We start from the raw sequence: 13733 nt of genomic DNA, 5'->3' as shown, positions 1-13733 counted from the left end.
TAGACGGGACGTCGCAACTGGCCAATCACAACTCGTTTGATTAGGATGGAGGCCCCTCCTCCCGTCATCCGAGATCCTCCCGTGGCCAAAGCAAAAACCGCGTCTAAAAAATCAGGCAACATCTTTATCGGCATCGGCGGCTGGACCTTCGAGCCTTGGCGCGGCGTGTTCTATCCGGAGAAGCTGACGCAAGCCAAGGAGCTATCCTACGCCGCCTCGAAACTGACCTCGATCGAGATCAACGGCACCTATTACGGCTCGCAGAAACCGGAGAGCTTTCGCAAATGGGCGAGCGAGGTGCCTGATGGTTTCGTGTTCTCGGTCAAGGGGCCGCGCTTCGCCACCAACCGGCGCGTGCTGGCCGAGGCTGGGGATTCCATCAAACGTTTCTATGATTCCGGCGTGCTGGAACTCGGCGATCATCTTGGGCCGGTGCTGTGGCAGTTCGCGCCGACCAAAAAATTCGACGGCGCCGATTTCGGCAAATTCCTCGAGCTGTTGCCGCGCAAGCTCGACGGACGCGCCCTGCGCCACGTCGTCGAGGTCCGTCACGACAGTTTCTGCGCGCCGGACTTCGTCGCGCTGATCCGCGAATTCGAGACGCCCGTCGTCTTCGCCGAGCACGGCAAATATCCCGCGATCGCTGACGTCGCCGGCGATTTCGTCTATGCCCGGCTGCAGAAGGGCAATGACGAGATCAAGACATGCTATCCGCCGAAGCAGCTCGATGCCTGGGCCAAGCGCTTTCAGCACTGGGCCGAGGGAAGTGAACCCGACGACCTGCCGAAGGTCGACAAGGCCATGCCGAAGAAGGAGCCGCGCGACGTGTTCGCCTATGTCATCCACGAGGGCAAGGTGCGCGCGCCGGCCGGCGCCATGGAGCTGATCGCGCGGGTGAGCTGACGTGTTTCGCTAAAGGTGTCTCATGGCAAAGGCAAAAAAGCTCTTCACCATCGGCTATGAGCAGACGCCGCCCAAGGCAGTGCTCGACGAGCTGGAGCAATCCGGCGTCAAGCTCGTCGTCGACGTGCGCGCGGTGACGTCATCGCGCCGGCCCGGCTTTTCCAAGAAGCAGCTCGCCGCAGGGCTCGACGAACGCGGCATCGCCTATGTCCACCTCGCAGCGCTCGGAACGCCCAAGGAAGGCCGCCTCGCCGCCCGCAGCGGGCAATACGATGTGCTGGAGAAGGTTTTCTCAAAGCACCTGAAGACGCCGGAGGCCAGGGAGCAGATGGACGAGCTCTCGGCGCTGGTGAAGAAAGCAGGTCCCGTCTGTCTGCTTTGCTACGAGCGCGATCACACCCACTGCCACCGCCAGATGATCGCTGAGATCATCGAAGAGCGCGATGGAGTGGCAGTGAAGAATCTGGCGGGACGGCAGGCCTGAACGATCTCTCCGTCATGGCCGGGAATAGAGAGCTACCCCTCCCCCGCGAGCCGGAACGTGCCTTCCATCATCTGCACACAGCTGCCGCCGACATGAGCGGAGACGATGTTGCCGTCCTGCTTGCGCACGCGCGTCAGCAAGAGGCTCGGCCGGCCCATGTCAAAACCCTGGCCGACCGTGAGCTTCAACTCGCCCTCGCCGACAGGATCGAGATCGGCGAACAGCGCGGCGGCCGCGACCGTTGCGCTGCCGGTGGCGGGATCCTCGGTGAGGCCGCTGGCGCCGCGCATGAACATCCGCGCCTGCCGCTCGCAAGGCGCCTCCGCCTCGGGCACGTCGCGCGTATAGAACCAGGCCGCGAACGCGCCGTCGCACGGAAACACCTTGCCGAAGGCCGCCGCGTCGGACCTCGCCCGTTTGAGCGCATCGCGCGAGTGCACCTCAATCACCAGAAACGGCGTTCCAACGCTGACGACCTGTGGAGCGTGACGGTCGACCCTAATGTCGTCTGCACTGAGTGAGATGCAGCTCGCGGCATCAGCGGCAGACAACTGCGACAGGCGGGTCAGAGGCTGCGGCGCGGTGAGCTCGGTGCTGATTACCCGCCCCTGCTCTCGCGAGATATCGACCGGCACCAGCCCCGCCTTCTCCTCGAACCGCAGACGCGGTTTCGGCTCCTTCGCGATCGAGGCCAGCACGAAGGCGGTGCCGACATTGGGATGGCCAGCGAAAGGAAGCTCCCTGACAGGCGTGAAGATGCGCACCTCGGCATCATTCGCCTTGTCACGCGGCGGCAACACGAAGGTCGTCTCGGAATAGTTGAACTCGGTCGCGATCGCCTGCATTTGCGTGGTCGACAACCCGCCGGCATCGAGCACCACGGCGAGCTGGTTGCCGCCGAAGGCGCGGTCGGTGAACACGTCGACGGTGATGTAGCGGCGCTGCATCTTCATTTCCCTTACGCAATCGCAGCCGCAATCGGCCGCGTCGCCGGCACTCTACAAGCCGGCGACATCGTCCGTCATTCCCCAAAATTGAGTGCAATCGGAGCAATCGCGGTGACGCGTTGGAGGCCGAGAAGCGGCTTCCACAATGCAAGACCCAAAAGCTAGCAGAGATATTTCATCACGCGCCTTCAACGAACCCGACCCGCTTCAGCGAAGCGCGACTCACATTTGAAAGCGCAGGAAGCGCCCTCACCCCAGTTGAAACACCGCCACCTTCTGTTCGTAACCGCGCACCTCGACCGCCCCAAGCGAGACCGCATCGTCGCAGTCCTTGCCAAGCGCCTCGCGAACGGCCGCCGAGATCAAGAGCTGCGAGCCGAACTCCTTGTTCAGCGCCTCCAGCCGTGAGGCGAAGTTCACGGTGTCTCCGATGACGGTGTATTCCTTGCGCCGGGGCGAGCCGATATTGCCGGCGACGACCTCGCCGAAATGGATACCGATGCCGATCTTGAGCGGCCAGCTCGTCTGCGCGTTGATGCGCTCCATCGCGGTTAGCATCTCGCGGCCCGCGGCGACCGCGCGGTGCGCGGCGTCGGAAGTCTCCAGCGGCGCACCGAACAGGGCGAGAAAGCCGTCGCCCAAAAACTTGTTCACGATGCCACCCTCGCGGTCGAGAATGTCGACCAGAACGGCGAAGGCGCCGTCGAGCCGGTCGACCACCTCCTGCGGGGTTCGCGACTGCGCGCCCGCGGTGAAGCCGCGAAAATCGACGAACATCACGGCAACGCGGCGGAGGTCGCCGGCGGCGCTCGTCCCCGCCGCCATCAGCCGCTCCACCACCTGCGGCGAAACGTGCTGGCCGAACAGGTTGGTCACCCGGTCGCGCGCGGTCGCTGCGGCAATGCTCGCGGCGAACTGGCGGCGGAGCTGCGCGCCGACCGCGCCTGCAAGCACGCCGCAGATCAGGATGATGGTGCTTCGTACCGCGTGGAAATAGATCTGCGGCTCGCCGCTCCCGCTGGCGGGATCGAAGATCAGCGCCACAGTGAGCAACTCACCCGCAGCGACGAAGCCGGTGAAGGTGGACAGCCAGAAGTCCAGCCGCAAGGTCGAAAGGATGACGAAAATGAAATAGATCAGCGGCACGACGAAGCCGAGCGCCTGGCTCGCGCCCATGCTGCGAATCTGCAGGATCAGGATGACGGTCGGCAGCGAGGTCTCGATCAGCGCACCGATATAGCGCCGGATCACCGGCAGATCGCGGTCGAGCTTGAGGTTTCGCCTGATCTGGCTGTGGACCCAGACCTCGAACAGGATGAAGCCGGTCAGGAGACCATAGACCTCGGCAAGCCCCTCGGTGCCCCGCCAGACCCGCTGCACCACGGAGGAATCGACAAGATAGATCGCAGTGAGAAACACGACGATGACGCAGCCCGTCGTGATCAGCGCCCTCACCCGCACGAGCTCGGTGCGCAGCACTTCGCGCGTCAGCTCGCGCTCGAAGTCTTCGGAGACCAGGGCATGCTGCCGGGCCTTCCTGCTCGCAAAACTGACCATTCCGCCCCCTTGATTCCGGGGCATCTTGCCTCAATCCAGCGTGCGGCGGAAGCGCGTCACGGCGATGGTCATGGCCAGCAGCATCAGGACCGCCAGCGCCAGCGCGTCGAAATGCAAATTTTGCATGCTCGCGCCCTTCAGCATGATGGCGCGGACGATGCGCAAATAATGCGTCAGCGGCAAGCACTCGCCGACATATTGCGCCCAGGCCGGCATCCCGGCAAACGGGAACATGAAGCCGGACAGCAAGATGCTCGGCAGGAAGAACATCATCGACATCTGCATCGCCTGGAGCTGGTTCTGCACCAGCGTCGAGATCGTATACCCGATCGCCAGGTTGGTCGTGATGAACAGCGTCGAGAGCAGCGCCAGCAGGAACAGATTGCCGAGCACCGGCACGCCGAACAGGCCGACCCCGATGCCGATTATGAGGAACGCCTGCACGAACCCGACCAGCACGTAAGGGATGATCTTGCCGAACATCACCTCGACCGGCCTGATCGGCATCGACAGCAGGCTCTCCATCGTGCCGCGCTCGACCTCGCGCGTGACCGAGAGCGCGGTGAAGATCAGCATGGTCATGGTGAGGATGGTGCCGACGAGGCCCGGCACGATGTTGAGGCTCGACGCGGCGGCGGGGTTGTAGCGGGCATGCGCGCGGATCTCGAACGGCATCTCCGGGGGATCTCCGATGTAGAGATCGTGCTTGAGTGCGGTCTGCACGACCATGCCGAGCGAGCCGATCGCCGCGCTCGCCGCCACTGGATCGGTGGCGTCGGCCGCGACCAGCAGCGCCGGCTTATCGCCGCGCCGCACTGCCCGCTCGAAGCCGCGCGGGATCTCGACGCCGAATAGAACCTTGCCGGATTTCAGGAGATTGTCGAAATCCTCGACGTCGTGCACTTCGTAGAGAAAGCGGAAATAGGCGGTGTTCTCCAGTGCCTTCAGGATCGAGCGGGCGAGATCGGAGTCCTCCTGGAGCAGCACCGCGCTCGGCAGATTGTGCGGCGTAGTGTTGATGGCATAGCCGAACAGGAGCAGCTGCATCACCGGCAGCATCACGATCATTGCAAAGGACACCCGGTCGCGCCTGAGCTGGATGAACTCCTTGATCAACATCGCATAGGAGCGCCTCCAGAAGCCGAAGCGCTCCCTGATCGCGTGCTGGGGTTCGGAACGATCGACCGCGCTCATTGGAAATTGTCCTTGGAACGACTCATCAATTCGATGAACACGTCTTCCAGTGACGGCGAGGATTTGTGCCAATGCAGTCCGCTTTTTTCGCGCCACGGCGCGATGCTGGCCTCGAGCGCGGCGACGTCGCGGCCGGAGACGTGCAGCGACGTGCCGAACGGCGCCACCATGTCGATCCCGGGCTTGCCGGTGAGCGCAGCCGTAAGCTCGTTCAGGTCCTCGCCCGTCACGGTGTAGGTCGTCAGCGCGGATTTCGCGATTACCTCGTCCACGGTGCCGTGCACGAGCAGATGGCCATAGGCGATATAAGCGATCTCGTGACAGCGCTCGGCCTCGTCCATGTAGTGTGTCGAGACCAGCACGGTGAGACCGTCGGCCGCCAGTGCATGAATCTCGTTCCAGAAATCGCGCCGCGCCTTCGGGTCGACGCCGGCGGTCGGCTCGTCCAGCAGCAGCAGTTTAGGACTGGGCAATGTGCAGGCGCCCAACGCCAGCCGCTGCTTCCAGCCGCCGGAGAGCTCGCCCGCGAGCTGCTCCTCGCGGCCCGAGAGCCCCAGCCGCTTGATCATGTCGCGCGCGGCGCCGCGTGCATCGCGAAGGCCGTATAGGCGCGCGACGAATTCGAGGTTTTCGCGGACTGACAGATCCTGATAGAGGCTGAAGCGCTGGGTCATGTAACCGACCTGGCGCTTGATCTTTTCGGCATCGCGCCTGATGTCGTAGCCGAGGCAGGTGCCCTCGCCGCTGTCGGGCGTGAGCAGGCCGCAGAGGATGCGGATCGTCGTCGTCTTGCCCGAGCCGTTCGGGCCGAGGAAGCCGTAGATCGAACCCCGCTTCACCTGCATCGACAAATCGTGCACGACCTCGCGGCCGCCGAACGACTTGCTCAGGCCCTTGACGTCGATCGCAATGCCATTGCCGCCGTTCATCGCTTGTCCGCCACGGGGGTTTTTGGATTGAGATGGACGTCGATAGGTTGTCCGACACGCAGCGCATCGGGGCGCGACGGCCGCGCCTGGATCAGGTAGACGAGCTTGTTGCGCTCCTCGAGGCTGTAGATGACTGGCGGGGTGTATTCGGCCGAAGTCGCGATGAAGTAGATCTTTGCCGTGAGATCGGCGGCGCAATTGTCGCACGCGATCCGCACGGTGTCGCCGATCGCAAGCTTCGGCAGCTCGGTCTCCGGCACGAAGAAACGCAGCTTCATGTTGCCGGGAGGCATGATCGAGAGCACGGGCCGCTGCGCTGCCACCATCTCACCCTCGCGAAAATAGATCTGCTGGATGGTACCGGCCACGGGCGCAAAGCCCTTGCGCCGCGCCATCCGCGTCTCCGAGGTCGCCACCCGCGCCTCGGCGACGCGCAACGCAGAGACGGCCGAGTCGAGATTGGCCTGCGTGCCCGAGCCGGTCTTGCTCAGCGAGGCCGCGCGATCATAGGTCTGCTGCGCATTCGCCAGCGTCGCCTTGTTCTGGTTGAGATCGGCGAGCTGGAGATCGTCGTCGACGGAATAGAGGTGATCTCCGACCTTGACCTCGTCGCCCTCGCGGATGTTCAGCTTGGTCACGCGGCCCGCCTCGTCCGGGCTGACGAAGATCATGTCGGCCTCGACCCAGCCCTGGAAGCCGGGCTCGCGCTTCTCCTTGCAGCCGGCAAGCCCGGTTGCGAGGACCGCGACTAATGCGAATATAAAAATTGCTCGCAACGACCTCATGTCGTGCTCCGTTCGCCAAAAATCAAATCGAGATGGACGCGCAGCATGTCCTGCGCGTCGAGCGGCGCGTGCCGCGCGAACAGGCTCTGCCAGATCACCGCGATCATCGCGGGTGCGACCAGGATCTGCGGGTAATGCGCCAGGTTCTTCTGGCGGATCTCGCCGCGGGCAATGCCGAGTTCGATCAGGGCGCGCATGGCGGCCATCCCGCGCGAGACCACCTCGCGGTAGTAGAAATCGGCCACGGACGGAAAGCGCGGTCCCTCGGCCACGATCAGGCGCACGAGATCACCGCGTCTGGTGCCGATCACCTCCTTGAGGAAGTTGCTGGCAAACGTCTCGACGAGATCACGCACCGAGCCCGCCGGCGGCGGCAATGCCGTCAACCGCGTCACCACAGGGACGATCACGGTCCGCACCAGCTCCTCGAACATGGATTCCTTGTCCTTGAAGTGCAGGTAGATGGTGCCCTTGGCGACACCCGCGCGCTTCGCGATGTCGTCGAGCCGCGTCGCGGCAAAGCCGCGCGCGATGAATTCCTCCATCGCGGCCTCCACGATCGCGGCACGCCGTTCCGCCGCGCGCGTGGCGCGGCTCGACGCGGGTGCCGCGTCGCTGGCGCGATCTGTGGACGGAGCGGCGGGTTTGGTCGGCTTCTTGGCCATCCTGATTACATGACTGACCGGTCAGTCATAGTCAAGACAGGATTACAGACCCAACCAGGCCAATAAATTAGTCTTTACTAATTCATTAGTTGATACTAATCTAATTCCCATGATCGAAGCCGCCCCAAATCCCGTCACCACCGTGATGCGCGCCCTCGCCGATCCGACCCGGCGCGCGGTGTTCGAGCGCGTCTTCGAGAGCAAGGAGATCAGCGTCGCCGAGCTCACGCGCGGAAGCGGCGTGACGCAAGGCGCGATCTCGCAACATTTGAAGTCCCTCAAGCAGGCCGGCCTCGTCGCCGAGCGTGCCGAGGGCCGCAACGTCTATTACCGTGCCGCGCCGCAAGGCCTCGAACCGCTGGTCTCCTGGATGGACCATTACGGCGTGTTCTGGCGCGAGCGCTTCCAGAACCTGCGTGACCTCTTGAAGGAGATCGATCCGTGAGTGCCCTTGAATTGAAAGCCGAGACAAAAGACATCGTCCTCGACGAGGTGCTCCCTCACGCGCCGGAGACGATCTGGAAGGCGCTGACCAGCGCCCAGCTCATCGCGCGCTGGCTGATGCCGCCGACCGGTTTCGAGGCCGTCGAAGGCAACACTTTCACCTACCAGACCACGCCGGGCGGCGCCTGGGATGGCGTCATCCATTGTCGCGTCCTTGAAGTCATGCCGAACCGGCGCCTCGTCTACGCCTGGAAGGGCGGCGATGAGCGCAACACCGGCTACGGCGCGCCGCTCGACACTGTCGTGACGTGGTCCCTCACCCCGGTGGAGGCCGGCACGCGGATCCGTCTGGTTCATGCGGGCTTCGTCATACCCAGGAACCAGTCGGCCTACACGGGCATGAGCGGCGGCTGGAAGAAGGTCGTCCGCCAGCTCGACGAGATCAGCGGCGAAGACAAGTAAGGAGTTATCGCATGACCAAGCCCTTTACCGGCGGCTGCGCCTGCGGCGCGATCCGCTATTCGATCGCCAGTGAGCCCCTGTTCAGCAATCACTGCCAATGCCGGGACTGCCAACGCGAAAGCGGCAGCGGGCACGGCTCCTACGTAACCTTCGCGCGCGCCGGCGTCACGCTTACCGGCGAGGCGAAGCATTGGGACATGGTCGCCAACAGCGGCAACGTGAAGACGCGCGGTTTCTGCACGCAGTGCGGCGTGCCTGTTTACATGACCTTCGCGGCACAGCCCGACGTCTTTACGATCCGCGCCGCAAGCCTCGACGAGCCCGCCCGCTACAAGCCGCAGGCGGTCACTTTCGCCGCGCGCGGACATGACTGGGATCGTCTTGACCAGGACCTGCCGAAATTCGCTGGCATGCCGCCGGGGTAAGGCATCGCAAGTGGAAGCGCGCGCAAGACCGCGCGCATTCACGTCAACTATGAAACTTCAGCCCATCAACGATCTTGTCGATCACCTTGCGATCGGCGCGCATCGCAAGTCCAACGAGGTTGAGGTCAGGGCGCGCCACTGCCCTCACCGCCTCGCGATTGGCGGCATCATGCGTGGTCTTGAACATGTCCTCGGTGTAGACCGCCGGCTTGACGCTGCGCGTCAGGGCCCGATCGAGCGCGCGCGTCAATGCGGGACCGTCGGCGCCATAGATCAGAATCGGCTGACCGATCAGCGCGTGATATCTCGTGCCTGACGCATCCTCATAGGGCTCGCCGATGCAGTCGAGAAAAGCAGCCGCGATGCCGCTGGTCAGGAACGAGGCAACGTTGAGCTTCTGCCAGGGCTGAAGATCAGTGCGGATCACAACGGCGATTTTAGTGTCGAATTGCATTGAATTCCCCAACTGTCATTCCGGACTCGATGCTACGCAACATCGGAATGACGGCAACAGGAATCAACCCTTTGCGTCGCAGGCCCAGGCGCGGATCACGCATTCCTTGCCGCCATATTTGTAACATTCGCGCGTCGCGGCATTGAGCGTGGCCGAGATCTTCGGCTTGACGGCATAGCCATAGGCGCCGCAGGGATTGGACAGATCGACCGACATCGCGGCGCAAGCGCGCTTCATGGTCACGGTCGTGCAATCGCCCTTGCACTGCTTCTGCGCCGCCGCACGCGCTTCGTGCTCGGCGCCATAATCAAACGCTTGGCCATAGGCGCCGCACTTGCCGACCGCAAATGCACCGGCGGCGTGCGCATCGGTGATATGGCGAGCGCCCGCAACGCAGACGGACAGCGCAAAGAAAAACATCGCGCAACGGCGCGCGACGACGTTCGAAGCCATGGAAAAACCCCTCCCCCCAAGGCAGGTGAAGTGGACTGTAAGCGCCGGTCGTTTCCAGATGGTGAACGGGGCGTTGAAATTGAGGCGTGCCACCAATTTCAGATCGCAGTCTGGGGAATGGTGGGCATGGCGCTACGCGTCTTTGCCCACCCTACCGCAGGGTCACCCGCGTCTTGCCGCTTCCAACGCCTGCGGCGTGTCGATGTCGAGGAAGGCGCTCTCGCCGTCGACCGGCACTTCGGCGACCGCCTCGGTGTGCTTGGCGATCAGATGGCGCGCGCCGACATCGCCATCGAGCGTCATCAACTCCGTGAAGAAGCGGCGCGACCACAGCACGGGATTGCCGCGCCGGCCTTCGCTGACGGGCACGACGATGAGATTGCCGCGGTCCGGTGCGAACGCGTCGATGAGACGGTCGATCAGGCCGGCATTGATCAGCGGCATGTCGCCGAGGCAGACCACAGCGCCGTCGCAAGCTTCTGGAACGGCCGCGATACCGGCCTTGACCGAGCTTGCGACGCCGCCGGCAAAATCCGGATTTTTGACGAAACGCACCTTCAGGCCTTGCAAGGCTTGCTCGATCAGCTCGGTCTGATGGCCGGTGACCACGATGACCTCCGATGCTTTCGAGGCCAGCGCCTGCTCGGTCGCAATCCGCACCAGCTTCTTGCCGTCGAGCTCGGCCAGTAGCTTGTTCGGCCCACCCATCCGGGTCGAACGGCCCGCCGCGAGCACGATGACCGCGACGTGGTTGTTGCTCTCGATCTCCGGTTTTGCGCGCGGCTGCGGACGCGTGACGATCTCCATCAGGAGGCCGCCGACGCCCATGCCCATCAGCTCGGACCGCGTCACCTTGATGCCGGCCAGCAGCCGCATCAGCACCCAGTCGAAGCCGTTCTCGACCGGGGAGCGCGCGCAGCCGGGCGCACCCAGCACAGGAATGGCGCCGGCCCGGGCAATCAGCAAAAGATTGCCGGGATCGACCGGCATGCCGAAATGCTCGATCTCGCCGCCGACGGCGGTCACGGCCGCAGGGATCACGTCGCGGCGATCGGCGATCGCGGATGCCCCGAACACGATCACGAGCTCGGCGCCAAGTTCCAGCAGTTCGTTGATCGCAGCCGACAGCGCCTGCTCCTCATGGGGGACCCGCCGCTCGGCGATGATGCCAGCGCCGGCTGGCGCAAGCCGCTCGGCGGTGACGCGCAACGTCTTGTCGATCACCTTGGAGGACAGGCCGGGCAACAGCGTCGAGACCACGCCGACACGCTTGATGACGTAAGGCGCGATCTTCAGAACGTCGCGACCCGCGGCCTTCACCGCGGCATCACGCAAGTTTCCTTCGACGCCGAACGGAATGATCTTGACGGTGCCGACCATCTCGCCCTCGACCACCGGCTTGAAGGCGGAGAGCGTGGCAAAGGTAATGGCCTCGTCGATATTGTTGATGCGGTCCACTGCGGCGCGATCGATCACCAGCACGCCCGGGCGCCCGGCGAACAGATTGGCTCGACCGGTAAAGGCACGCTCGACATGAATACCATCGCCACCGACGGCGAGCGCGATGCTGGCGGCAGCGACGTCCTCGGAGACATCGCCCGCCTCCATCCGCACTACCACGACGTCCTTGATGCCGGCGCGCTCCAGCGCCTCGACCTCGGTGGGCCCGATCGTCGTGCCCTTCTTCAGCACCAGCGGTCCCTGGCGCAGGGTGTGGACGGTCACCCCGCCGATCGCATCCCTGGGACTCGCCGGGCCGAACTTCATGCGGCTTCTTCTTTTTCTTTGGGCGGCAGGCGAAGCACCGCCGTGATCTCGGCCATGATCGACACCGCGATCTCGGACGGCGAGACCGCGCCGATCGCAAGCCCGATGGGCGCATGGATGCGCGCGATGTCGCTGTCCTTGGCGCCCTGCGCCCGCAGCCGGTCGCCGCGTTTGGCATGCGTCTTCCGCGAGCCGAGCGCGCCGATATAGAAGCAGTTGCGCTCGAAAGCGTGCAGCAGCGCGGGATCGTCGATCTTTGGATCGTGCGTCACCGCGACGAAAGCGGTGTAGGCATCGACGTTGAGTGGCGGCAGCGCCGTGTCGGGCCATTCCGCGACCAAGGGAACGTCTGGGAAGCGCTCGGGGCTCGCAAAGGCCGTGCGCGGATCGACCACGGTGACGTCGTAGCCGAGCGAGCGCGCCAGCGGCGCCAGCGCCTGACTGATATGGACAGCGCCGACGATGACGAGCTTTGCGGTCGGCGCATAAACGTTGAGGAAGAGCTTCTTGCCGCCGGCCTCGACACTGGCGCTTTTGCCCATGCGAAGCTGCTTGTCGAGTTCAGCGCCCAAGGGATCCTTGGCGAAATCCTTGGCTTTCATAAGGCGCTGCTCGCCGCTCTCGGTGTCCGTCACCAGGATCACCGGGCGGCGCGCGGCGCGCTCGGCATTGAGTTCGTGCAGGATTGCGAGCTTCACGGCTAGCCGACCTTCTCGACGAAGACGCGGATGGTGCCGCCGCAGGACAGCCCGACATTCCAGGCAGTCTCGTCGGCAACGCCAAACTCCAGCATCCTGGGCTTGCCGCTCTGGATCACATCCATGGCCTCGGTGACCACGGCGCCCTCGACGCAACCGCCGGAAACGGACCCCAGGAACGTGCCCTCGTCATTGATGACGAGGCTCGAGCCCGCCGGGCGCGGTGCCGAGCCCCAGGTCTCCACCACGGTGGCGAGCGCGACGCCACGGCCGGCCTTCTGCCAGTCCTCCGCCGCCTTCAGAATATCCTCGTCGCGATCGAGCATGGCTTCCTCTCAGGCTGCGGAGCGGATCAAGCTGCGGTGATGCGGCGGCAGCGGCCGGGAGAGCGTGGTGATCAGCTCCTGGATCGAGCTCAAATTATGTACCGGACGGAATTCGTCAACGTGCGGCAGCATCATTTTGATGCCCTGGGCCTTGGCCTCGAAGCCGCCAAACCGCAGCAGCGGGTTGAGCCAGATCAGCCGCCGGCAGGAGCGGTGCAGCCGGTCCATCTCGAAGGCGAGCTTGGAATCGGCCTCCCGCTCCAGCCCGTCGGAGATCAGCAGCACGATGGCGCCCTGGCTCAGCACGCGCCGTGCCCACAATTTGTTGAAATTGTGCAGGGAGGCCGAGATCCGCGTGCCGCCGGCCCAATCCTCGACCGAGGCCGAGCAGCTCGCCAGCGCCTCATCAGGATCGCGCTGGCGCAGCGCCCGGGTCACGTTGGTGAGGCGAGTGCCGAAAAGGAACACCGAGACACGTTTTCGCGCGTCCCCTATGGCATGCAGGAAATGCAGGAACAGGCGGGTGTACTCGCTCATCGAACCCGAGATGTCGAGCAGCGCGACGATCGGCGCCGGTTTCTCGATCCGCCCGAGGCGATGGATGTCGATGATGTCGCCGCCGGTACGCAACGAGGCGCGCAGCGTGCGGCGGAGGTCGAGGCGCAGGCCGCGGGAATCGGGCCGGTGCCGGCGCGTCAGAAGCTCGGCCTGCGGCAACCGCATCCGCTCGACGGCGCGGAGCGCTTCGGTGATCTCGGCCGCGCTCATCTGCGCAAAATCCTTTTTCTGAAGGATTTCCTTGTCCGAGACCGAAATACGCAAATCCTGCTCCTGGTGCTGCGGCGTCTCCGTCATGCGCGGCTGCGACATCGCCTCCTGCACACGGCGCGAGCCGGCCTGCGGCTTCTTCTTGGCCTGCTCCGGCAACGGCACCGAATCCAGCATGTGCTTCCACTCTTCCGACGCGCGGAAGAACAGGTTGAAAGCCTGTTTGAAAATCAGCGCATGCTCGTGGCGCTTGACGAAGATCGCCTCCAACGTGGTGAAGACGTCGGCGCGGTTGCCGATGTCGATCACCTCAAGCGCGCTCACGGCATCGATGACCGCACCCGGCCCGACCGGCATGCCCGCCAAACGCAGCGCGCGGGCAAAGCCGACGATGTTGTCGGCGAACTGCTCGGTTTGCTCAGGCGCAAGATGGTTGATGGCCATGGTTCATCACTCTCAGCCGTCATTCCGG

The 13733-nt window shown here is 64.2% G+C and carries 17 protein-coding genes; 5 read left to right on the top strand and 12 right to left on the bottom strand.

Annotated features, from left to right (window positions below):
• Positions 1 to 81 precede the first annotated feature (81 nt).
• Positions 82 to 903 (top strand): DUF72 domain-containing protein, encoded by an 822-nt coding sequence (locus tag N551_RS0115675; RefSeq protein ID WP_027567726.1) that lies wholly within the window; start codon positions 82 to 84, stop codon positions 901 to 903.
• A gap of 22 nt (positions 904 to 925) precedes the next feature.
• Entirely contained in the window at positions 926 to 1387 is a 462-nt protein-coding gene (locus N551_RS0115670; protein ID WP_027567725.1) for a DUF488 family protein, read from the top strand.
• Between the two features lie 32 nt (positions 1388 to 1419).
• Here N551_RS0115670 and N551_RS0115665 read toward each other — a convergent pair whose 3' ends face one another.
• The 6 genes from N551_RS0115665 to N551_RS0115640 all read right to left on the bottom strand — a co-directional run bounded on the left by N551_RS0115665 (position 1420) and on the right by N551_RS0115640 (position 7464).
• Positions 1420 to 2334, bottom strand: coding sequence for a PhzF family phenazine biosynthesis protein (locus tag N551_RS0115665; protein WP_027567724.1), 915 nt, complete (start codon positions 2332 to 2334; stop codon positions 1420 to 1422).
• Positions 2335 to 2583: 249 nt separating this feature from the next.
• Positions 2584 to 3891 carry an adenylate/guanylate cyclase domain-containing protein gene (locus N551_RS0115660; RefSeq protein WP_027567723.1) on the bottom strand — a complete coding sequence of 436 codons (1308 nt, stop codon included), beginning with the start codon at positions 3889 to 3891 and terminating at the stop codon, positions 2584 to 2586.
• A gap of 30 nt (positions 3892 to 3921) precedes the next feature.
• A complete protein-coding gene (locus N551_RS0115655; RefSeq protein WP_027567722.1) occupies positions 3922 to 5085 on the bottom strand; it encodes an ABC transporter permease in 1164 nt (387 codons plus the stop codon).
• Positions 5082 to 6014, bottom strand: coding sequence for an ABC transporter ATP-binding protein (locus tag N551_RS0115650; RefSeq protein WP_027567721.1), 933 nt, complete (start codon positions 6012 to 6014; stop codon positions 5082 to 5084). The genes N551_RS0115655 and N551_RS0115650 overlap by 4 nt, the downstream gene beginning before the upstream one ends.
• Positions 6011 to 6799 (bottom strand): HlyD family secretion protein, encoded by a 789-nt coding sequence (locus N551_RS0115645; RefSeq protein WP_027567720.1) that lies wholly within the window; start codon positions 6797 to 6799, stop codon positions 6011 to 6013. Before N551_RS0115645 ends, N551_RS0115650 begins: the two co-directional genes overlap by 4 nt.
• Entirely contained in the window at positions 6796 to 7464 is a 669-nt protein-coding gene (locus N551_RS0115640; RefSeq protein ID WP_027567719.1) for a TetR/AcrR family transcriptional regulator, read from the bottom strand. The genes N551_RS0115645 and N551_RS0115640 overlap by 4 nt, the downstream gene beginning before the upstream one ends.
• Before the next feature lie 109 nt (positions 7465 to 7573).
• Between N551_RS0115640 and N551_RS0115635 the strand changes: the two genes are divergently transcribed.
• From N551_RS0115635 to N551_RS0115625, 3 genes are read left to right on the top strand one after another with little or no spacing between them, the layout of a single operon-like run.
• On the top strand, positions 7574 to 7909 hold the full coding sequence (locus tag N551_RS0115635; RefSeq protein ID WP_007611986.1) for a helix-turn-helix transcriptional regulator: 336 nt from the start codon (positions 7574 to 7576) through the stop codon (positions 7907 to 7909).
• A complete protein-coding gene (locus N551_RS0115630; protein ID WP_027567718.1) occupies positions 7906 to 8370 on the top strand; it encodes an SRPBCC domain-containing protein in 465 nt (154 codons plus the stop codon). Before N551_RS0115635 ends, N551_RS0115630 begins: the two co-directional genes overlap by 4 nt.
• An 11-nt stretch (positions 8371 to 8381) precedes the next feature.
• Positions 8382 to 8795 (top strand): GFA family protein, encoded by a 414-nt coding sequence (locus tag N551_RS0115625; RefSeq protein WP_027567717.1) that lies wholly within the window; start codon positions 8382 to 8384, stop codon positions 8793 to 8795.
• A gap of 43 nt (positions 8796 to 8838) precedes the next feature.
• On the opposite strand, the gene N551_RS0115620 is transcribed toward N551_RS0115625, so the two are convergent.
• The 6 genes from N551_RS0115620 to N551_RS0115595 form a co-directional block, all read right to left on the bottom strand.
• Positions 8839 to 9249 (bottom strand): DUF2000 family protein, encoded by a 411-nt coding sequence (locus tag N551_RS0115620; RefSeq protein WP_027567716.1) that lies wholly within the window; start codon positions 9247 to 9249, stop codon positions 8839 to 8841.
• A gap of 63 nt (positions 9250 to 9312) precedes the next feature.
• The gene (locus N551_RS0115615) at positions 9313 to 9702 is read right to left on the bottom strand and encodes a DUF4189 domain-containing protein (RefSeq protein WP_007611990.1); all 390 of its coding nucleotides are present in this window, start codon (positions 9700 to 9702) and stop codon (positions 9313 to 9315) included.
• Between the two features lie 162 nt (positions 9703 to 9864).
• Complete coding sequence (locus N551_RS0115610) at positions 9865 to 11469, bottom strand: NTP transferase domain-containing protein (protein ID WP_027567715.1); 1605 nt, start codon at positions 11467 to 11469, stop codon at positions 9865 to 9867.
• A complete protein-coding gene (locus N551_RS0115605; RefSeq protein ID WP_027567714.1) occupies positions 11466 to 12167 on the bottom strand; it encodes an XdhC family protein in 702 nt (233 codons plus the stop codon). The genes N551_RS0115610 and N551_RS0115605 overlap by 4 nt, the downstream gene beginning before the upstream one ends.
• 2 nt (positions 12168 to 12169) lie before the next feature.
• Positions 12170 to 12493 (bottom strand): XdhC family protein, encoded by a 324-nt coding sequence (locus tag N551_RS0115600; RefSeq protein ID WP_007602422.1) that lies wholly within the window; start codon positions 12491 to 12493, stop codon positions 12170 to 12172.
• Positions 12494 to 12502: 9 nt separating this feature from the next.
• On the bottom strand, positions 12503 to 13705 hold the full coding sequence (locus N551_RS0115595; protein ID WP_027567713.1) for a VWA domain-containing protein: 1203 nt from the start codon (positions 13703 to 13705) through the stop codon (positions 12503 to 12505).
• Positions 13706 to 13733 lie beyond the last annotated feature (28 nt).

This window comes from Bradyrhizobium sp. URHA0013 (assembly GCF_000518345.1).
Classification (GTDB): Bacteria; Pseudomonadota; Alphaproteobacteria; order Rhizobiales; family Xanthobacteraceae; genus Bradyrhizobium.
Note: the sequence above shows the minus strand (reverse complement) of the source record. Positions and strands in the feature narration are given on the sequence as shown.